The following is a 20,134-nucleotide window of genomic DNA, read 5'->3' on the forward strand; positions in this document are numbered from 1 at the left end:
TAGTATAAGTTTGAAATTTATTATAGTATAAAACTTGCCGGTATAGTTTGCAAGAATGTGAAGTTTTTCTTACAATATTAAGATATAACTAAAAATACGTTAAATAATTGACAACTTATGGTATAATAAACGAATACTTTAGTTTTGAGGCATTTTAGGATAGGTGGTTTAAATGAGAGAGAATAAAAAATTTAAAAGTATATTAATCTACACAGGAATATTTGCTGTAATATCCTGTATTGTATTTTATCCTATGTATCAGAGCGGGAAATCCCTTGTCTGGACTTCAATGGCAGGTGACGGATTAAGCCAGCATTTGAACTCACTGGCTTACTGGGGCGAATATCTTAGGGCTTTCTTTGCGAATCTTTTTGCAGGACATCCTTCCGTTCCTATGTGGGATATGAGCCTTGGCTATGGTGGGGATATATTGTCAACATTAAATTATTATGCCATTGGTGATCCGCTCAACCTGATATATGCGTTTGTTTCCAAAAAGAACACAGAGTATCTGTATGACTTTATGATTATTTTCAGAATGTATCTTGCGGGATTGTCTTTTATGGCATATTGTTTCTATATGAAAAAAGGGCACAGGGCAGCGGTATTCGGTTCCCTGATTTATGTTTTTACAGGGTTTACACTGTGGGCGGGCATCCGGCATCCGTTTTTTCTTAATCCGCTGATCTATCTCCCTCTGCTTTTGATGGGGGCTGAAAAGATATTTAAAAAAGAAAAACCTTTTGTCTTTATTATCTCCGTATGCATTTCGGCAATGAGCAACTATTATTTTCTTTATATGCTGACTGTATTTACAGTTTTATATGCTCTGATCCGCTTTTTTTCTTATGTCCGCGAAAATTATTTAACGAATTTTTTTAGGATAGTGGGCAGGTTTTTGGGATACTATCTTTTGGGGCTGGGTCTTTCTGCGGTCATTCTGCTGCCGTCAGTCATAGGGTTTCTTGGAAATGGAAGAAGCAGTGAAAATATATCAGTGGGAATGTTCTATCCAATGCGGTATTACAGCCGTGTCTTACTGAACTTTGTTGGCTTTGGAAATTCCGGGAATTCTGTCTCTTTAAGTTTTGTCCCTATGGCCGGATTAGCTGTTCTTTTACTTTTTGCGGCCAAGAACAAAGATAAAAAATATACCCCTCTCAAAGTTGCATTTGGATTGGCTGTCATATTTCTCAGTGTGAAAGTATTTGGTTATGGGCTGAATGGCTTTGCATATGTAACAAACCGCTGGACGTTTGTTATTGGATTTGTTGTTGCATATATTTTTGTGGAAATGTATCCGAGGCTGTTTTCTATGACCAGCAGAGAAAAGTGGCTTGTCGGAATTGGAATAGCCCTGCTGGCTGTTTACAGTGTAATAGCCCAAAAATTTGTCGGGGGAGGATTCTATACACATGGTTCTAACAGTGCTGTTATTGCATTGGCAGGAAGTTTTCTGTGTATCTGTCTGATTCAGAAAATTGGTTCATCCTATCAAAGTGTGGTCAGTTCTATAATGGTAGCTTTGCTGATCATCGGCAGTCTGGGTATACATTCTTATTATCGATTTGGCCCCAGGAAAGGAAAGTATACAGAAGCATTTATGGACAGTGGAAAAGGGTATGACTCTCTGGTGGATGACTCGGCAAAGCTTCTGAAAAGTACAGGAGATACCGGTGTTTTCCGCGTAAATACCAACCAGAGCCTGAATCATAATTATGGACAGGCTGCCCATTTAAATACAGTAAATAACTATTATAGTGTGACAAACGGAAATGTAGGAAAGACGGTAGAAAGCTTTCAAACCTTAAATCTGACCTATTTATTTAAGTTCAAAGGGCTGGATCACAGGATTGGGCTGTATGGATTAAACGGAGTTAAATATATTTCCGTGGAAAACAATAAAAATGCATCAGAAGCCTGGAAAAAGAAAGGGTTTGAACCGATAACCATAAAAAACGGGAAACTGCTTTTGAAAAACCGGTACGCCCTCCCGTTTGGATATTCCTATGATTCCTATATTACATCAGAGGAATACAAAAAGATGAATGGGATCGAGAGAGAACAGGCTATGCTCCAGAGCGTCGTTCTTAATGAAAAAGAGCCGCAAATTCAGAGGGGCAATCCGGCTTTTTCGATTACAAAGAAAAATATCAAGTTAGAAAGAAAATCTATCAAGGTAAAAAAACGGTATCAGATGATGCAGTTAGATCTGGATATTGTTCCGGGGGAAGATAATTATCTCTATATAAAGGGATTGGAATATGAGAATGATAGAAAAGGAAAGAATACGTATTTTATAACACTGTTAGGCCAGGGCTGGAGACAGGAACTGAGGATTCAGCAGAAAGGAAGCAGCTATTCTTTTGGGAGAAAGGATTATATACTGCATCTTGGAAAGCTGAAGGATAAGTCGCTCAGTATTATTTTTAATAAACGCGGGAAATATAAAGTAGATGATTTGAAGATTCTGGCTGTAAACCAAAAAGAAACTTTGCACCGGCTGAAGCGGCTGAAGGAAAGAGGTGTTATGAAACAGGCCTCATATAAGGACAACAACTTTTCGGGGAAGATCTTTGTCGGGGAAAATAGAATGCTGTGCATCCCTATTCCGTATTCTGCGGGATGGAAGGCACAGGACAACGGCAAAGATATGAAGATAAAAAAAGTAAACGGTATGTATATGGGCTGGCTGCTGACGCCGGGAGAACATGAGATCCGGATGACTTACCGGACGCCTGGACTTGTACCGGGTGCTGCAATCAGTATATTTACCCTTGGCCTGCTTTTGGTATTGTGGAAACGAAGAAGGTTCTAAAAGGAGCGACAGAGATATGACATCACAAAAGAGTACAAAGAAATATTATTTTTTATATTTCATATTATTTATTGTAATGTGTTTTGCGGCATTTTATCCATTTATTGCTGAAGGCAAATCTTTTATCTGGGCTGCAGGCGTAGAAGACGGGCTGACACAGCATTTTGAATCATTGGCCTACTGGGGACATTATCTGCGGGAAGCGGTCAAAAGTATTTTATCAGGCCATCCGTCATTTCCAATGTGGAATATGAGTCTGGGCTATGGCGGGGACATTTTGTCCACCCTGAATTATTATGCCATAGGAGATCCTTTGAATCTTCTCTATATATTTGTGCCCATGAAGCAGACTGAATCTATGTATACTTTTATGATTCTGTTGCGTATGTTTTTAGCAGGGACGGCCTTTATGGCTTATTGCAGAAAGATGAACAAGAATCATTTTGCCTCAGTCATGGGGGCACTGGTTTATGTGTTCTGCGGCTTCATTTTCCGGTCAGGTCTCAGACATCCGTTTTTCATCAATCCGATGATTTATTTTCCTTTGCTGTGTCTTGGCGTTGAAAAAATTTATAAAAAGGAACGGCCATATCTGTTTATTGCAGTCACAGCGGTAGCATCCATGAGCAATTTTTATTTCTTATATATGCTGACGATTTTTACTGTTATTTATGCGTTGATCCGGTTTTATCAATATTATTCCAAAGATAAATTAAAGAATTTTTTTGTGCTTCTCAGAAGATTCGCGGGATATTATATTCTGGGGGTAGCGCTGTCAGCTGTGATTCTTTTGCCTGCAGTTTATGGATTTTTAGGAAACGGGCGGGGAGGCGGACAGGTCCATAATCTGATCGCATATCCTTTCAAATATTATATTTTGTTTCTGGAGAATTTTGTTGGGTACGGAAACAGCGGCCAGTCGACAAATGTGGGATTCATCCCCATCGCGGGCATTGTTGTTCTGTTCCTGATGTATTCACGCAGAATGAAACATAAAAAATATAAAATGGCGTTTTTGGGATGCATTATATTTCTGGCACTTCCGGTTTTTGGATTTATCTTTAATGGTTTTTCCTATGTGACAAACCGGTGGAACTTCGTCTTTACTTTTATCATTGCATTGCTGGTGTCAGAAATGTATCCGAGACTTTTTTACATGTCTAAACGCCAGATTATCGGAATTTTAATCGGCATCTCTATCTATAATTTGATCATAAGAGTGGCTGAACTGAGCAAACCGGAAGTTTTCAAAAATGACGGGGCTTATATTGCAGGAATTTTTCTGTTTTTATTTTATCTGGTACTATTGTACTTCCAGTGGAAAGGCATGGACAGCAAAAGCATGGCTACCAGAATTGTCATATCTGTGTTAGTTGTGATCAGTATAGGAGTTCACGGATTTTACCGCTTTGGAGACGGCGGAAGAAATTATATCAGTGAGTTTCTGGACAAGGGGGAAGCCATAAAGCTTTTATCCTCGGATGAAAATAAACAGCTGAAAAAGCAGGCCGGCAGCCAGATGGTCAGGGTGCACAATGAAACGCAGAGGTTTCATAATTACGGCGTGCTGGATGAATTAAATACAGTTAGTGCCTACTACAGTATTATTCCGAAAGAGACCATGGAAACGGTGCGGAGTTATGAGACACTGGGGATGCAGTATGCGGACAAATATCATGGCGTGGATCTGAGGCAGGGGCTTTTAAGTCTTGCATCTGTTAAATATATTATGGTGCCGGAAACAGAAAGCCTGAAGGGCTGCCGCCTGCTTCATGAGTCAGAAGGCATCAGGCTTTATGAAAATCCATATGCCCTGCCGTTTGGATATACGTACGACTCATGGATCAGCCAGAAGGATTATGATTCTATGAACGGAGCAGAGCGTGAACAGGCAATGATTAAGTCAGCAGTTCTTGATGAAGGAGTACAGGATCTGAAAAAACAGGACAGTTCCTCAGTACAGACTGCACAGAAAAAACTTTCCGGCAGAAAGAGTCTGTCTGTCAATAGGGGAGGAAGGACAGAAAAGTATCGTTTAAAACTGGACTCTAATAAAGAGAATTATATCTATATTAAGAATCTGCGGTATAGTCCTCTGACAAAAAATAAATCGAATATGTCAGACATTGCTTTGAAAGGGAAAAAGGGAAACAAAGGAATCGATGTCATGGATGGTTCAAATGAAAAGCATATCTATATCCAGGATAAGATGAGTTCCTATTATTTCGGACGTCATGATTATTTGATGAAAATATCTGGTGACGGAGACTTTGAGGTGAATTTTTTAAGCTCCGGCACATATAGTTTAGAGTCTGTTTCGCTGATCACTGTAAATCCTGTGACTATGCAGAAAGAGCTGAAAAAAAGGAAAAGAAACTCACTGAAGAATATTATCTACAAAGATAATGTGTTCTCAGGTGAGATTGAGACTAAGAAAACAAAATTGTTATGTATTCCAATAGCATATTCTAAAGGATGGTCGGCAAAAGTTGACGGCAAGAAGGCGGAAATTTTAAAGACCAACGGTATGTATATGGGTGTAGTCCTTAAACCCGGAAAGCATAAGATCACTTTAGACTATAGGACCCCGTGGCTGATTCCGGGAGTTGTGATCAGTATAACTGCCGGAATGATCTTTCTTATTTATATAGTAGTATCCAGAAGGAAGAGGAGAAGAGTATGAGAAAAGCAATAAGCATGCTGACAGCAGCCTGTCTTGCAGGCAGCCTTATTTTTGTTCAGCCCGAGACAAAGACAGTCCGGGCCGATGAGACTGAAAGTACTTCAGTATCTGTAACAGATCCAAATGAATATAAGACCAAAGAAGTCATTGTTAAATTTAAAGATAATGTGTCAGAGACAAAAAAGGAAAATATTATAGACGAGGCACCGGGTGATGCTGAACAAGTATCCGGGAATGTAGCGGTAGTAAAAGCAGATACAAAAAAAGAAACAGCAGCCGCAGTAAAGCAACTGGATCAAAATGATGATGTAGAATATGTACAGCCTAACTATGTCTATCGGCTGGTGGACGGAAATGGCAGAGTGTCAGAAAAAGAGACAGCCATGAAAACAGCTGGAGTCAATGATCCCTTTTTTTATGCACAGTGGGGGATTTATAACTATGGAACAAACCTCACAGACTATGTCCGTGCTCAGAATGGGGGACAGGGTATTACGATTCCGCAGAAAAAGGGCCTAGATATTAACGTAAAGAATCTATGGAAACAGCTCAACAAAAAAAATACAAGAAACGTTATTGTGGCCAACATTGATACGGGAATTGATTATACAAGCAAGGATCTGAAATCTGTAATGTGGAAGAATCCGAAGGAAAAAAAGAACGGAAAAGACAGTGACAAAAACGGTTATAAAGATGATATATATGGCTGGAATTTCTATGATAATAATAACAAAGTTTTTTCAAACAGGGCTTACAGCTATAGTTTTTATGAGGATGATCATGGAACTCACGGAGCAGGAACTATCGCTGCAGTACGAAACAATGGCTATGGGATTGCAGGGATTGCTTCAGGCACCAATGTAAAGATTATGGCCATAAAAGCTTTGGGAGGAAGAAGAGGTGAAGGTACGACACTGAGTGTCATCAAAGGTATTAAATATGCCAAAAAGATGGGGGCAAAAATCTGTAATTTCAGCTTTGGGTCTTATCAAAATGACAAGATGCTCAGAGATCTCATTAAGGAGAGCAAGGATATGCTGTTTATCTGTGCTGCGGGAAATGAGAGAAATAACAATGACAGATACCCCGCTTATCCGGCCAGTTATAATTACAGTAATGTAGTATCTGTTGCGAACCTTGATTATACAGGATCCTTGGAGAGTTCCTCAAACTATGGTAAGAAAAGGGTGCTGCTGGCAGCACCGGGGACGGATATTCTCAGTCTTGGAGTGGATGAACGGGGATTGGTTGAGACCGGAACCTCTATGGCAGCACCCATGGTGACTGGTACGGCAGCGCTGATCTACGCTAAATATCCGGGGATAACACCATCCATGGTTAAAAATGCTTTAAAGCGCGGAGCGTCCAGGATCAGCAGCCTGAATGGGAAAGTGGCATCCGGCGGATATTTGAATGCGGAGAAAACTGTGAATTCAAACTACTATCCGCCATATATTACAGTAAAAACGGCACAGAAGAAAAACTACTCTTTAGCGAGGGTAAGCGCGAAAAAGAGAGGCAGTGCAGCAGTTACAGCAGTTAAATACATAAAGGGGAAGAAGACTTCGGCTTACTTTTCTAATGGAAAAAAGGGATATACTATAAAGAATGGAACGATCAAAGTCAAAAAGACAGGATATTATACAATTTATGCAAGGGACAGTGCAGGGAACCAGACAGTAAAAACAGTAAAGATTACAGCAGGAAAACCGCCAAAGCTTAAAGTCAAAGTGTATAAAAAGAACCGAACAAAAGCAAAGGTACAAATAAAAGTATCCGATGAGAGTAAAAAGACATTAAAGATAAGGTATGCGAAAGGGAAAAAAGCTGCGTCATACTTTAAGCAGGGAAAAAAAGGGAAGAAACTGAAAAATAAAAAAGGAAGTGCAAGTTTTCAGGGAAGAAGAGGAAAGTACTATACTGTATATATCACCGATCAGTGTGGGAATGAGAAAATAAAAAAGGTGAAAATTTAGTTCATAGTAAAAAAATGTCGTATTTTGTATGATATGTTAAGGGAATTAGTCAAAAATGTTGTAGAAATGTTACTTTTGTGATAAAATAGGGAATCAGAGAGATAGGGCTTGGATGGGGGACAGTAATTTATTGTTCAGCTTGAGAGAGAAAGTATGAGGTGTAGTATGAAAAAGCTAAAATTTTTATTGCGAACGGCATCATTGTGTATGGCGTTTATTTTGATGGGATCAATTAGTGTATCAGCGAAGACTCCAAAGGTAAAAAAGATAAAATTTTCTAATGTGTCATCAAAAAAGACCCTGTACAGGGGCACAACAAAAAAGTTCACAGTAAAAATAACTCCGTCAAAAGCAAAAAGCAGAAAACTTCAGTGGTATTCCAGTAACAAAAAGGTGGCCACTGTCAGTTCAAAAGGAACTGTAACAGCTAAGAAAAATGGTACAGCCTATATAACAGCCAGAGTAAAGTCACAGAAATCAAAAAAGGTAAGATGTAAGGTTACAGTTAAAACTAAAAAAGTTTCTAAAGTTTCCTTTAACACAAGTAAAGTTGTTTTGCAGCAGGGAAAATACTATACTAGAAAACCTTCAGTATCACCATCTTATGCCTATAATAAAAAGGTTACATATAAGTCATCCAATACAAAGGTGGTAACTGTTAATTCTTCCGGTAAGATTTATGCAAAAGGGCAGGGGACTGCAACCATTACGGCAACATCAGCAGATGGATCTAAGAAGAAATCAAGTTACCCGGTGCGGGTGATCGGTAAAATAACAAGTAATCCAAGCAGTGGGACTAAGTTTGTTGCACATCGCGGACTTAGTTCACAGGCACCAGAAAATACGGTGAAAGCATTCGAGCTTGCAGGAGATGCGGGATTTTGGGGAGCTGAAACCGACATTCGAAAGACAAGTGACGGGGCATTTGTGGCAATGCATGATGCTACATTTAAAAGAATGTGCGGAGAAAATAAAAGACCTGAAGATATGACAGCAGACGAGATTCGTAAACTTAAAATTATTAGTGGCAGCAATTATACGAAATATAAAAATGATTCTGATGCCAATAAGGTTGCATTTTTGGAAGACTATTTAAAGGTATGTAAAGAAAAGGATATGGTTCCGGTTATTGAGATTAAAATGGAGTATGCGCCTGATGGTAATGTTACAAGGAACAATATGCAGGATATCGTGCAGTCAGACATGAAGGAACTGAATAAGCAAGTTCAAGATATAATGGGTGAAAAAGATTATATATTCATAGCATTTGACTTGGAGACTATGGTTCAAATGAATAAAGTAATTCATGCTGAAACTCTGCCAAATGTTTCAATTCAGCATGTGGTAAACTATGCTAATACAGGTAACATAAATTATTATAAGAATCGGGGTTTTGCATTGGATTGTGATTATACCAGCACTTCTGGGGCAACGATTGATAGGTTTATGAAAGCAGGTATACCAGTAAATGTGTGGGTTGTAGACGACGAAGAGAAAGTATGGGACTTTATCAATAAAAAAGTGGATTATATAACAACGAATAAGAAATTCTGGTCATAAAAATAATTTTATTATTATATCTATGAAACAGACATAATGGGGAGGACGGATTATGGGAAATGAGAGAATTTATCTTTCTTCACCTCATATGAGTGACGAAGGATATGAGATGCAGTACATAAAGGAAGCTTTTGACACCAATTGGATTGCTCCTCTTGGTGAAAATGTCAATCAATTTGAAAAGGAAATATGTCAAGTGACAGGAGCTAAAGATGCGGTAGCTCTAAGTGCAGGGACTGCTGCTCTACATCTAGGTTTGAAGGCGTTGGACGTAAAACAAGGAGATCTTGTTTTTTGTCAGAGCTTAACATTTTCGGCCAGCGCAAATCCCATTATTTATCAAAATGCAGTTCCTGTGTTTATAGACAGTGAAGAAGAGACATGGAATATGAGTCCGGAAGCTCTTGAGACAGCATTTAAAAAGTATGAACTGAAGGGATTAAGACCTAAAGCGGTAATTGTTGTTCATTTATATGGAATTGCGGCCAAAATGGATGAGATTCAAGAAATATGCAAGCGGTATGATACACCAATTTTAGAAGATGCTGCTGAAAGCCTTGGGACATTTTATAAAGGGAAAATGACTGGAACGTTCGGTGATTATGGTATTCTATCTTTTAATGGAAATAAAATTATTACATCCTCTGGCGGAGGTATGCTTTTATGTAATACAGATAATGCTGAAAAAATGGCAGAAAAGGCCAGGTTTTGGGCAACGCAGGCAAGAGAACCGGAGCGATATTATCAGCATAAGGAACTCGGTTATAATTATCGTATGAGTAATATTGTTGCGGGCATAGGAAGAGGACAACTGAAGGTATTAAAGCAGCGAGTTAATAAAAAAAGAGAGATTTTTAATTATTACAAGGAAGCATTTAAAGATATTGATGATATTGAGATGATGCCATTAAATGAGGAAAAGCAAAGAAGTAATTGCTGGCTTACATGCATTATACTTAAGCCGACATGTAAGATTACACCGCTGGATATACAAATTGCTTTAGAAAAAGAAAATATCGAAGCCAGGCATATTTGGAAACCTATGCATATGCAGCCGTTTTATAGTGATTGTGATTATATTGATAATAGAGACACGTCAAAAAAAATCTTCAAATATGGCGTTTGTCTTCCATCGGACACAAAGATGACAGACGAGGATTTAAAAAAAGTCAGTCTGATAGTAAAACAACTTTGGTATAAATAGAGCCCATGTATATTGTATATAATGGTGAAAGGGAAAATATGAAAAAAATTCAGTATAAGATAAAAAGAGCTTTTGATTTCGGTTTCAGTGTATTAATGCTTACTTTATTTTTTCCGTTTTTTCTGATCATTTCTATTGTGATTAAAGCAGATGGAGGGTCTGTTTTTTTCTTGCAGGATCGAATAGGAAAGAAAGGAAAGAAATTTAAAATGATAAAATTTCGTACTATGATTGAGAATGCGGAAAATTTAGGTGATGGATTGATTGTTCGTGATGAAAGTGACAGCAGGATAACGAAATTTGGAAGATTTATGAGGAAAACTAGTCTTGATGAATTGCCTCAGCTAATAAATATTATAGTTGGAGATATGAGTATTGTTGGGCCCAGACCTCCAGTGGTTTATCACCCTTATAATGGATATAAAAATTATCCTGATTGGGCTAAAAAAAGATTTGAAGTTAAACCTGGAATTACTGGATTAGCTCAGGTGAAGGTAAGAAATTCTGCAACATGGGAAGATAGAATGAAATTAGATAAGCAGTATGTCGAAAAGTTTAGTTTATGGATGGATGTTAAAATCATGTTTTTGACTATTCGTGCAATGTTTTATAAAGAAACTTTTACAGGAGAGTAGAATATGGAAAGTATATATAGAGATAAGAACTGGTATTTGTTACAGGAAAATAAAGAAAAGGGAAAAGCAGTAAAATATGTTTATGAAGATAAAACTGGAAGAATCGAATATTCGTTTATTAAGAGAGCGGCTGGAAATTTGAATGGAATTGAATATTTTGATATTGTAACGGCTCGTGGGGTAGGCGGGCCTTATCTTGAAGAGTTAAATTATAAAGATCGCAAAAATGAATTAATTCAAAATTTTAATAATCAATTTCAGCAGTATTGTAAAGAAAATAATATTGTTGCAGAATTAATAAGATTTGATCCGTGGAAAAGGAATGAAGAAGATTTTAAATACATTTATGAAATAGAATTATATGGTCATTTTTATTGTAATGATCTAAGAAAAGATTTTTATAAAGAAGAATATAATCGGAGAAGCAAACGTTCGATAAAAAAGGCCAATTCAATGGAAGTAAAAGTTCAAGTTGATGAAAAGGGAAAAACAATAGAAGAATTTATTAAGTTATATAAATATACGGAGCAAAAATATCATACATCGGATTACTATAATATTGAAAAAGCTTTTGTTGAAGAATACTTCAAAGCACTCAAAGGAAAAGTAGTAATCTTAAATGCAATCTATGGCGAAACTATTATAGCTTCCGTAATTATGTTGTTGGGGAAAGATATCGCACATTATCATCTGTTGGGAAATAATCCTGAATATAGTGAATGTCAGGCAAATTCATTATTAACATATCATGCGGCCCTATATGCGCAAGAGAAGGGGAAAAAACTTTTTGATATGGGTGGTGGTATTGCAGGAGGAAACATAGAGACATTTAAATTAAACTTTGTGAATAAAGAAAATATTTTTGATTACTATATTGCAAAGAAAATAAGAATGGAAGAAATATATGACGCATTGGTTGAGCAGGCAGGTGGGGCAAGAGAAAATTATTTTCCTGCTTATAGAAAATGAAGAAGAGATAAAATATAATGTGTGAATTTAAAGTTAAAACACCAATTTATAAATTAAATAATAGTTATGGAAATAATGTCATTTACATAAAACGGGAGGATCAAATTCCATTATCGTTTGGTGGAAATAAGGCAAGAAAAGCGATTTTGTTTTTTCAGGATATAGAAGAGCAAAAGGCAGATTGTGTAGTTACATATGGAAGCAGTAGTTCAAATCATTGTCGGATTATAGCAAATATGGCAGCTGCAAAGAAAATGCCTTGTGTTATTATTTCTCCAGAAGAAGAGCATAAAACTACTAATAATAGTTGTTTGATGGAGTTATTTGGAGCCGAAATTCGGCTGTGTTCTGTTACGTGTGTAAAAGAAACAATAGACAATGTACTGTATGAGCTAAAGAGAAAAGGTCTGCATCCTTATTTTATACAAGGAGGAGGGCATGGAAGGTTAGGCACCCAAGCTTATATTAACGCATATAGTGAGATTGCAGAATACGAGATTAAAAATGATATTAATTTTGATTATATTTTCCATGCATCAGGGACCGGAACAACTCAAGCTGGATTAATATGTGGGCAATTAATCCATAAGGATTATAAGAAAAAAATCATAGGTATCAGCATTGCACGTAAGAACCCTCGTGGAATACAAATTATTGAAGACAGTGTAAAAGAATATATAGGTCATACTGAGAGTATTGATTTTAAGAAGTTTCTTTTTTTTGAAGATCAATTCACAACTGAGGGGTATGGAAAAAGTTCAATAGAAATCAACAAAGCAATAAAAGAAGTTATGTTAAATGAATCTATACCCTTAGATCCCACATATACAGGAAAGGCGTTTTATGGAATGCAGAAGTATATGCACATGAATAATATAGAACAAAAAAAAGTATTGTTCATTCATACTGGGGGAACCCCGTTATTTTTTGATTGGCTACGGAGAAAGTGAGTAAAGTAATGTATTTTGATTATAAGGTGGACAGGAATCTCCCTAAGTTAGCGTGGTGTGCTGAGTTGATAAAAGGAGAAGAAAGAGTTCGGATTAAATGTGGAAAGCAAGTAGAGACCAAAGAAGACTGGTTTGCAGAAGGAGCGTGGAATGGTATTTTTTCTGCAGGGAAGTTTGAGCAAAGTACGTTTTTTCTTGGCACAGGGGCTAAAATTAATAAAAACGAAGTACTTTTTGCTACGCCTTCTCATACGCTCGAAAGACTGCATTTCATAAGAAAAAAGAATAAATTATACATATCTAATTCTCTGTCATTTGCGTTGGAAACAACAAAGACAAACTTAGATTTGAATTATTTAGATTACGAAAAAGTTTTTCATTCGATTTTATTGGGAATTGACCAATATGAAAAAAATATACCATTAGAGCAAAAAAATGCGCAGTGTTTTGTTGTGTATTATAAAAATATAATTATTGATAAAAATCTAAATTTAAAATACGAGAAAAAGAAAGAGTGTGAGCCTTTTCAGAGTTATCTTCAATATAAAGAGTCGTTATATACCTCTATAGCGATGATTAAGAAAAATATAGTAGCTGAAGAAAGAAAAAAGAAATATGGAGTTGTCACTACAATCTCAAGTGGATATGATTCAGCTGCATGTGCTGCAGTTGCCAAAAGTATTGGCTGTGATACAGCAGTAACATTCAATGCACCTAAAAAATATGCAGTCGACAGTGGTGAAGAGATAGCAAAAGTCTTAGGATATAAAAATATTATCTGTAAAAATGCAGACGATTATAAGAGCAGAGAAGATTTTACTGAGGCAGAATATGTAGCAGGCGGTGAACTTGGGACAGGAATTGTTTTTTCAGCATTCGATAAAGAGTTTGAGGATAATTTAGTTTTTATTGGTGAAGGCGGAGACAGATTATGGGATCGCAATGTTGAAGATGTGAATGATAAAATTCGTTTTATTAATGAATTATATTCAGGGTCAACATTGATTGAACCAAGATTAAGATTAGGCTATATTTATCTTCCACTTCCGTTTTATGGTGCTGTCTGCTGGCCATCATTATATAAAATAAATCATTCAGAAGAAATGGAACACTGGGCAGTCCACAATTCTTATGATCGTCCTATTGCAAGAAGAATCGTAGAAGAATCTGGAGTACCAAGGCAAATGTTTGGAGCGGAAAAGGTAGGTGCAGGATTCAATTATAGGTTTGATACATTGAAACGGATGAAGGGCAGAATGTCAGAAAAGTCTTATACAGATTTTTGTGAATATTATAATCTTCATAAGAAAATTACAGTTAAACGAATTATTCGTATAGTAAGATATTTTTTTAATACGACACCTGCATATATAAATTATATACTCAGAAAGGCAGGAATAAAAAAACGAATTAAGGATGTAAATACGAGGATAATAAAAGTGGAAAATCCGTTGGCTGTTTCATATATGTTCCATTGGGGAATTACTAACACAAAAAAAAGATATAGGAAAAAGAGTTATGACTAATATATTAATTTTAAGTTGTGGTACGAGGAATAAGATAGTTAAGTATTTTAAGAATTGTATAGGAAAATCTGGGACTGTTGTGGCTACAGATTGTAGTTATATGGCTCCGGCACTGTATGAAGCAGATAAATATTATATAGTTCCTAAAATAACAGATCCTCAATATATACAGAAGATTCTGGATATATGCTATAAAGAAAATATTAAAGGAGTACTATCCTTAATAGATCCTGAATTGTCTTTACTAGAGGTAAACAGAGGTCACTTTGAGGCTCTTGATGTAAAAATCATTGGTTCACCGCTTAACTTATGTGAAATGGCATTGGATAAATGGAAAATGTTTTTATGGTGCAAAGAACATCACTACAAATGCGCGGCATCTTATATAGATTTAGAGAAATTTATTAGTGATGAGAGACAGGGCAAGATTACATACCCTGTTTTTGTGAAGCCTGTCAGAGGAAGCGCAAGTGTTTCAATTTCAAGGATTGATAATGAGCAAATGTTAAGAGAGGTATTTAAACAAAACAAAGGGTTAATGATCCAAGAGTATTTAAATGGACAGGAAATTGGAGCAGATTGTTATATTGATTTAATAAGCGGAAAATTAGTTTCCATTTTTTTGAAAAAGAAAATAGTAATGCGGGCAGGCGAGACAGATAAAGCAGTATCTTTTAAAGACGAGAAATTATTTGAATTGATCAAAAAATTTGTGAAAGAAAGTGGATACCAAGGGCAAATAGATATAGACATTTTTGATGTTAACGGAGAATATTATATTTCTGAAGTGAATCCACGATTTGGAGGCGGTTATCCACATGCATACGAATGTGGTGTAGATCACATGAACTTAATTGTTAGGAATTTAAAAGGGATAGAAAACAAGTGTCAGATTGGAGATTATCAGGAAAATCTAGTAATGATGAAATACAGCGAGATAAAGGTTTTAAAATTAGGAGAAAAAAATGAGAAAGAATGTGTGGTTGATTAATCACTATGCTACTGGTATGTTTCAAAGTAAAAGAGGAAGGCATTACTATTTTGCGAAATATCTTAAGCAAAATGGATATTGCCCAATAATTATTTGTTCTTCTTTTATGCATAAAGGAACAACAAACTATATACAAGACGACTGCCCATATTCTATCTTAGAACAGGATGGTATTATCTTCCTATTTATTAAAACATCAGCATATTTAGGTAATGGGAAACAACGTATTAAGAATATGATAGAGTTTGCAGGAAGACTAGTTAGGCACAGAAAAAAAATCATAAAAGATTTAGGAGAGCCAGATGTAATTATAGGATCTTCAGTTCATCCTTTAACATGTGTGGCAGGAATCATTATGGCAAAAAAAGTAAAATGCAAAGTGATTTCAGAAATAAGAGATTTATGGCCAGAGACTTTAGTTATGTTTGGAAGTATAAAGGAAAATAGTCTGGCAGCAAAGATTTTATATTGGGGTGAAAGATGGATTTACCAAAAATCTGATGATGTTATTTTTACAATGGAAGGCGGAAAGCAATATATTATTGACAGAGGCTGGGAAAGCAGGATAGATTTAAAGAAAGTACATTATATAAATAATGGTGTTGATTTAGAACAGTTTTATAATGATATTAAAAATGAGGTATTTGAGGATAAAGAGTTAGAATCTACAGCATTTAAAATTATTTATACAGGGACGATTTCAAAAGCAAATGATGTTGGGAGATTAATAAAAGCAGCAGAAAAGATTCAGCTAGATTTTGCACAAAAGATTATTTTTTTAATTTACGGACATGGGGAAGAAAAAGAGGAACTAGAGAAATATTGTATTGAACATAAAATTAAAAACGTGATTTTTAAAGGGCAGGTTAGCAAGAAAAAAATACCTTATATTTTAAGTAAAGGAGATCTATTAGTTGTAAATTATGCAAAAGAAATTTTTGAAAGCAAACATAATGTTCTTCGATATGGGGGAAGCCATAATAAACTGTTTGAGTATCTAGCTGCAGGAAAGCCAATTTTATATACACAGCCAAGTTCGTATAATTTAGTAGAAAAGTACCATTGTGGGAAGGTCTTGAATGACAGTGAAACAGTGGAAAGTTTGGTGCGTGGAATACTGGAAATTTATCGAATAGATGTGGGATGTTATAATGAAATGTCTAGAAATAGCAGAAGAGCTGTGATGAATTTTGATTTCTGCAATTTGACACAAAAGCTTATAGAGGTGATAGAAAAATGATTTCAGCAGTACAAAAAACGACAAAAAATTCTGATATGGTTTATAAATTATTGATCCTTCAAATAATATTATTATTTATTTTACCACCTCTTGATGGTAAGATTAATATAATCAGGGTAATTATTTATGCTATATTTTCCTTTATTTCAATAGCATTAGTGTTGATATTTGTAAAAAAAGCTTTTTTTGAAAGAAAAATAAAAGTTGATTTAACTTTTTGGAGTGTCATGTTTTTCTTTGGAATGTGTGCGGTATCAGCAGTATGGGGAATAAGTCGTGGAATATTATTAACGGACGTTGTCAGAGGAATTCTTCCATTTGTGTGGTTTATTTATATAATAGTACTCACTCAAAGTCTAACGTCTGTGCATTTAGAGAAAATTATTCGAGTGATTGGAGTACTGGCAGTTTTTTATGCTGCAAGAATTATTATATATTACTTTATCTATGTATTTGGAAATCCTTATGAGAGGGTGACTTTTCATTTAGTAAAGGCTACCTCGATAATGCCTATGATAGGATCACTAATCTTAGGATATTACTTTATCCAAAGAAGAACTAAAAATTTAAGATATTTTGTTGGTTTCTTAGTTTGTTATATAACAGTACTACTTACAGAAACAAAAGCAATGTTAATTGCACTCGTTATTGGATGGATAATTTTGGAAATTTGTATTGCGTGTTATATAAGAAAACAAAAAACTGATAAAAACAAATTAATTGGGAAAATGTTCATAATTTGCTGTAGCCTCTTTATTTGTACAGGTATAATGATGTTGGGAAGCAATCTTGGAAAACGATGGGAATCAATGATTGCGGTGAAAGAAGTCAAAGAAAAAAATGAAGAAGGCATCGAAGAGACAGAAAAAAAAGTTATAGTTGACCAAGGAAGTGTTTCGGTTAGAATAATTGAAATTAAAACAGCATTGCAAAAGTTTAAAGAGTCACCTGTTTTAGGGCAGGGAATAGGATATCGTTGGATAGCCAAAGGTATTGATTATGGAGAACCTGTTATTTATATGCACAATATATTAGCATTTGTTGTAATGGACTTCGGAATTATAGGTCTAATTTATGTTGTTCTAATAATGATATTTTTGATTAATATGTTTAGGAAAACATTTAGAAATTCTGTTCTAATTGGAATGAGTAGAAAGAATTTTATTCTATACTTTTCTATAATAATAATGGCGTTTTCATATGCTAATTTTTTTGCAGTGTTCCGAAATATTGAATTTGTAGTGATATGTTCAGTTTGTATAGCAGCATTTGTCCTTGAATATGAAAACATAGTGAATGGTGTAAAAACATGAAAAAATACATAACCAATACATTAGGTGTTGCAGTGTTGACATTGTTGTCACAAGGAATGGGATATATTAGGGAAATGCTTTTTGCATTTTATCTTGGAACATCGAAAGGGTTAGAGGCATTCCAGGTTGCGGAGACAGTCCCTTTATTGTTTACGCAGGTTTTAATAAGTGCGGTTCCACTTGCTTTAACACCTTTACTGGTTCGAGAACAGGAAGAGAAAAAAGATAGTCTGATTCATAATGCAATTGTTTTATGGAGTATAGTGCTGATCATACTGGCAGGAATTATCTGGATGTTTCCGGAGACATTTGTGAAAATAGTTGCCCCTGGTTTTACAGGTGAAAAATACTTAATAACCTGTCGGTTGGTAACTATATTGGTACCAAATATATTCTTTCTATCTATGGTGGCAGTATTGAATTCTTTTTTGAATTCTCGCCAGCAATTTATAGTACCAACTGGTGCTACGTTGTTTCTGAATGGAAGTATTATCGCAATACAGATATTGACAAAAGCAAATGTATATTATGTAGCATGGGGGTCTGTATGCGGCGGAATTCTTATGTTTTTAACTGTATTAATTTATTGTATACACAAATATAAATTTCAATTAAAGATAAGAAGAGTGAATATAAAAAATATTGGTATAATCATAGCATCCATTCTGCCGGTATGTATTATTTCATCGTTTACTTCTATTAATCTTATGATGGATAAATTCTTTGCCTCTCAGTTAGGAGATGGCGCTGTTGCCATTCTATCTTATAGCTACAAAATTATAAATCTTCCAGTGTACTTATTTGTTACTTCGGTTACCAAAGTGATGCTGCCGGATATTACGAAACTGATTGTCAATAATCAGCACATAAAGTTATCAGAAACAATTAAAAAAGTAATTTTATTTTGTATATCGGGAGGAACAATAGCAATAATAATAATTCAGATTTTTGGTAATTGGATTGTTCATCTTTTGTTTGGAAGAGGAGCATTCATGGGCAGTGATATTATAGCTACTGCTGATGCTTTAAAGTTTTATGCATTTGGCATTGCAGGAATGGCTTTAAGTTCCTTTTTTCAGAGTATATCATATGCAGAAGGCAGATATTTTGAACCATTTAGGGTGTTAGCTGTTCAGATTCTTGTATATATAGGAGTTACAAGTACTTGTTTGAAAAATATGGGGGTAAATGCAATTGTGTTAGGAAATGTTGTGGCAATAAGTGTTTCTGTTCTTATTTGGTTAATTGTTTTAAGAAAAAATTATAATATAAATATTTTTCACAGAGGGAAGAAATGGGAAGATTAATAGACACGGTTAAAAGGTATATACAGAAGGATACATCATCGCTAGCATTTTGGTGGTTACCGTTATATGAAGGTGATGGAAATTATAATTTAAGCAGTCATAAAGTATGTGACTACTACTTGGATTTTTCATCAAAGGCAGAGTATGACTGTTTATTTGATGAAGATGGAGTATTACTATTAGATTATAAAGGCAGTATGGGAATTCAATATAATCCTTGTGCAGTTGCACAATATGGTCTGGGAATATGCTCGAAGTATCTTAAGACAAAAGAAGATAAATATCTAAAAAAAATTAGAATACAAGCTGAATGGTTATGTAGTACTATGAAAATTGATGAAAAGGGGATGGGAAGATTAGAATATACGTTTTCTGCAGATGACTATAATCAGATTTCGAATAAGAATTATATTTCGGCAATAGCACAAGGGCAGGCAATCAGTTTTTTAATAAGAGCGGGTATTATTCTAAGGGAAAATAGATATAAAAAAGCTGCAGATAATATTTTTGAATCTTTTAGGTACACTGTTTTCGAAGGGGGGATCGTAAACTATGATGAAAAAGGAAGAATGTACTTAGAAGAAGCAGTAACGGAAAAAATATCTTGTATTTTAGATGGGTTTATTTATGCTATGTTTGGAGCATATGATTATTATTTATTTACGGGCGACAAAGAAGCGAAACAAATATTCTACAGATGCTGTGAAACAGTAAAAGAGAGGTTGCCAGAATTTGATTTAGGATTTTGGTCGAGAGCTGACTGCTATTTAGAAAAGCCTAAAATGCCGGCAAGTCGTTTTTATCATAATGTGCATGTACAACAGTTAAGGGCATTATATATTATTACAAAAGATAATAAGTTTAAGGTATATGCAGAAAAATGGGATAAATATCAGAAAAACTTTATATTTAGAAAGATAGCTTTATTATACAAATGCTGGTTTAAGGTTTTTTACTATTAG

14 protein-coding genes are annotated in these 20,134 nt (G+C 35.2%); all 14 read left to right on the top strand.

The annotated features are described in order from the left end of the window. Positions 1–172: 172 nt before the first annotated feature. The 14 genes from KH180_RS01770 (at position 173) to KH180_RS01835 (ending at position 20,134) form a co-directional block, all read left to right on the top strand. Positions 173–2,818 (top strand): YfhO family protein, encoded by a 2,646-nt coding sequence (locus KH180_RS01770; RefSeq protein WP_290755787.1) that lies wholly within the window; start codon positions 173–175, stop codon positions 2,816–2,818. A 16-nt stretch (positions 2,819–2,834) separates the two neighbouring features. Next, positions 2,835–5,501, top strand: coding sequence for a YfhO family protein (locus tag KH180_RS01775; protein ID WP_290755789.1), 2,667 nt, complete (start codon positions 2,835–2,837; stop codon positions 5,499–5,501). Further along, complete coding sequence (locus tag KH180_RS01780) at positions 5,498–7,477, top strand: S8 family serine peptidase (RefSeq protein ID WP_290755791.1); 1,980 nt, start codon at positions 5,498–5,500, stop codon at positions 7,475–7,477. The genes KH180_RS01775 and KH180_RS01780 overlap by 4 nt, the downstream gene beginning before the upstream one ends. 165 nt (positions 7,478–7,642) lie before the next feature. Next, on the top strand, positions 7,643–9,037 hold the full coding sequence (locus KH180_RS01785; RefSeq protein WP_290755793.1) for a glycerophosphodiester phosphodiesterase family protein: 1,395 nt from the start codon (positions 7,643–7,645) through the stop codon (positions 9,035–9,037). A gap of 52 nt (positions 9,038–9,089) precedes the next feature. Continuing rightward, positions 9,090–10,241, top strand: a complete 1,152-nt coding sequence (locus KH180_RS01790) for an aminotransferase class I/II-fold pyridoxal phosphate-dependent enzyme (RefSeq protein WP_290755795.1) — start codon at positions 9,090–9,092, stop codon at positions 10,239–10,241. Positions 10,242–10,279: 38 nt separating this feature from the next. Next, positions 10,280–10,876: a sugar transferase gene (locus KH180_RS01795; protein WP_290755797.1), complete on the top strand. Its 597-nt coding sequence runs from the start codon at positions 10,280–10,282 to the stop codon at positions 10,874–10,876. Positions 10,877–10,879: 3 nt separating this feature from the next. After that, on the top strand, positions 10,880–11,845 hold the full coding sequence (locus KH180_RS01800; RefSeq protein ID WP_290755798.1) for a GNAT family N-acetyltransferase: 966 nt from the start codon (positions 10,880–10,882) through the stop codon (positions 11,843–11,845). 17 nt (positions 11,846–11,862) lie between these two features. After that, positions 11,863–12,795 (top strand): 1-aminocyclopropane-1-carboxylate deaminase/D-cysteine desulfhydrase, encoded by a 933-nt coding sequence (locus KH180_RS01805; protein ID WP_290755799.1) that lies wholly within the window; start codon positions 11,863–11,865, stop codon positions 12,793–12,795. Continuing rightward, positions 12,792–14,321 carry a hypothetical protein gene (locus KH180_RS01810; RefSeq protein ID WP_290755801.1) on the top strand — a complete coding sequence of 510 codons (1,530 nt, stop codon included), beginning with the start codon at positions 12,792–12,794 and terminating at the stop codon, positions 14,319–14,321. The genes KH180_RS01805 and KH180_RS01810 overlap by 4 nt, the downstream gene beginning before the upstream one ends. Next, positions 14,314–15,312 (top strand): ATP-grasp domain-containing protein, encoded by a 999-nt coding sequence (locus KH180_RS01815; protein WP_290755803.1) that lies wholly within the window; start codon positions 14,314–14,316, stop codon positions 15,310–15,312. Before KH180_RS01810 ends, KH180_RS01815 begins: the two co-directional genes overlap by 8 nt. Beyond that, a complete protein-coding gene (locus tag KH180_RS01820) occupies positions 15,287–16,552 on the top strand; it encodes a glycosyltransferase family 4 protein (RefSeq protein WP_290755805.1) in 1,266 nt (421 codons plus the stop codon). Before KH180_RS01815 ends, KH180_RS01820 begins: the two co-directional genes overlap by 26 nt. Further along, a complete protein-coding gene (locus KH180_RS01825) occupies positions 16,549–17,865 on the top strand; it encodes an O-antigen ligase family protein (protein ID WP_290755806.1) in 1,317 nt (438 codons plus the stop codon). Before KH180_RS01820 ends, KH180_RS01825 begins: the two co-directional genes overlap by 4 nt. Beyond that, a complete protein-coding gene (locus KH180_RS01830; protein WP_290755808.1) occupies positions 17,862–19,172 on the top strand; it encodes a lipid II flippase MurJ in 1,311 nt (436 codons plus the stop codon). Before KH180_RS01825 ends, KH180_RS01830 begins: the two co-directional genes overlap by 4 nt. Continuing rightward, on the top strand, positions 19,160–20,134 hold the full coding sequence (locus KH180_RS01835; protein ID WP_290755810.1) for a D-glucuronyl C5-epimerase family protein: 975 nt from the start codon (positions 19,160–19,162) through the stop codon (positions 20,132–20,134). The genes KH180_RS01830 and KH180_RS01835 overlap by 13 nt, the downstream gene beginning before the upstream one ends.

The sequence above is a fragment of the Anaerostipes sp. genome (assembly GCF_018381315.1).
In the GTDB taxonomy this organism is placed as follows: domain Bacteria; phylum Bacillota; class Clostridia; order Lachnospirales; family Lachnospiraceae; genus Anaerostipes.

What these genes read in the sequence shown, in the direction of transcription:
- KH180_RS01770 (WP_290755787.1), top strand. Translation starts at nt 173, where the DNA reads ATGAGAGAGAATAAAAAATTTAAAAGTATATTAATCTACACAGGAATA.
- KH180_RS01775 (WP_290755789.1), top strand. Translation starts at nt 2,835, where the DNA reads ATGACATCACAAAAGAGTACAAAGAAATATTATTTTTTATATTTCATA.
- KH180_RS01780 (WP_290755791.1), top strand. Translation starts at nt 5,498, where the DNA reads ATGAGAAAAGCAATAAGCATGCTGACAGCAGCCTGTCTTGCAGGCAGC.
- KH180_RS01785 (WP_290755793.1), top strand. Translation starts at nt 7,643, where the DNA reads ATGAAAAAGCTAAAATTTTTATTGCGAACGGCATCATTGTGTATGGCG.
- KH180_RS01790 (WP_290755795.1), top strand. Translation starts at nt 9,090, where the DNA reads ATGGGAAATGAGAGAATTTATCTTTCTTCACCTCATATGAGTGACGAA.
- KH180_RS01795 (WP_290755797.1), top strand. Translation starts at nt 10,280, where the DNA reads ATGAAAAAAATTCAGTATAAGATAAAAAGAGCTTTTGATTTCGGTTTC.
- KH180_RS01800 (WP_290755798.1), top strand. Translation starts at nt 10,880, where the DNA reads ATGGAAAGTATATATAGAGATAAGAACTGGTATTTGTTACAGGAAAAT.
- KH180_RS01805 (WP_290755799.1), top strand. Translation starts at nt 11,863, where the DNA reads ATGTGTGAATTTAAAGTTAAAACACCAATTTATAAATTAAATAATAGT.
- KH180_RS01815 (WP_290755803.1), top strand. Translation starts at nt 14,314, where the DNA reads ATGACTAATATATTAATTTTAAGTTGTGGTACGAGGAATAAGATAGTT.
- KH180_RS01820 (WP_290755805.1), top strand. Translation starts at nt 15,287, where the DNA reads ATGAGAAAGAATGTGTGGTTGATTAATCACTATGCTACTGGTATGTTT.
- KH180_RS01825 (WP_290755806.1), top strand. Translation starts at nt 16,549, where the DNA reads ATGATTTCAGCAGTACAAAAAACGACAAAAAATTCTGATATGGTTTAT.
- KH180_RS01830 (WP_290755808.1), top strand. Translation starts at nt 17,862, where the DNA reads ATGAAAAAATACATAACCAATACATTAGGTGTTGCAGTGTTGACATTG.
- KH180_RS01835 (WP_290755810.1), top strand. Translation starts at nt 19,160, where the DNA reads ATGGGAAGATTAATAGACACGGTTAAAAGGTATATACAGAAGGATACA.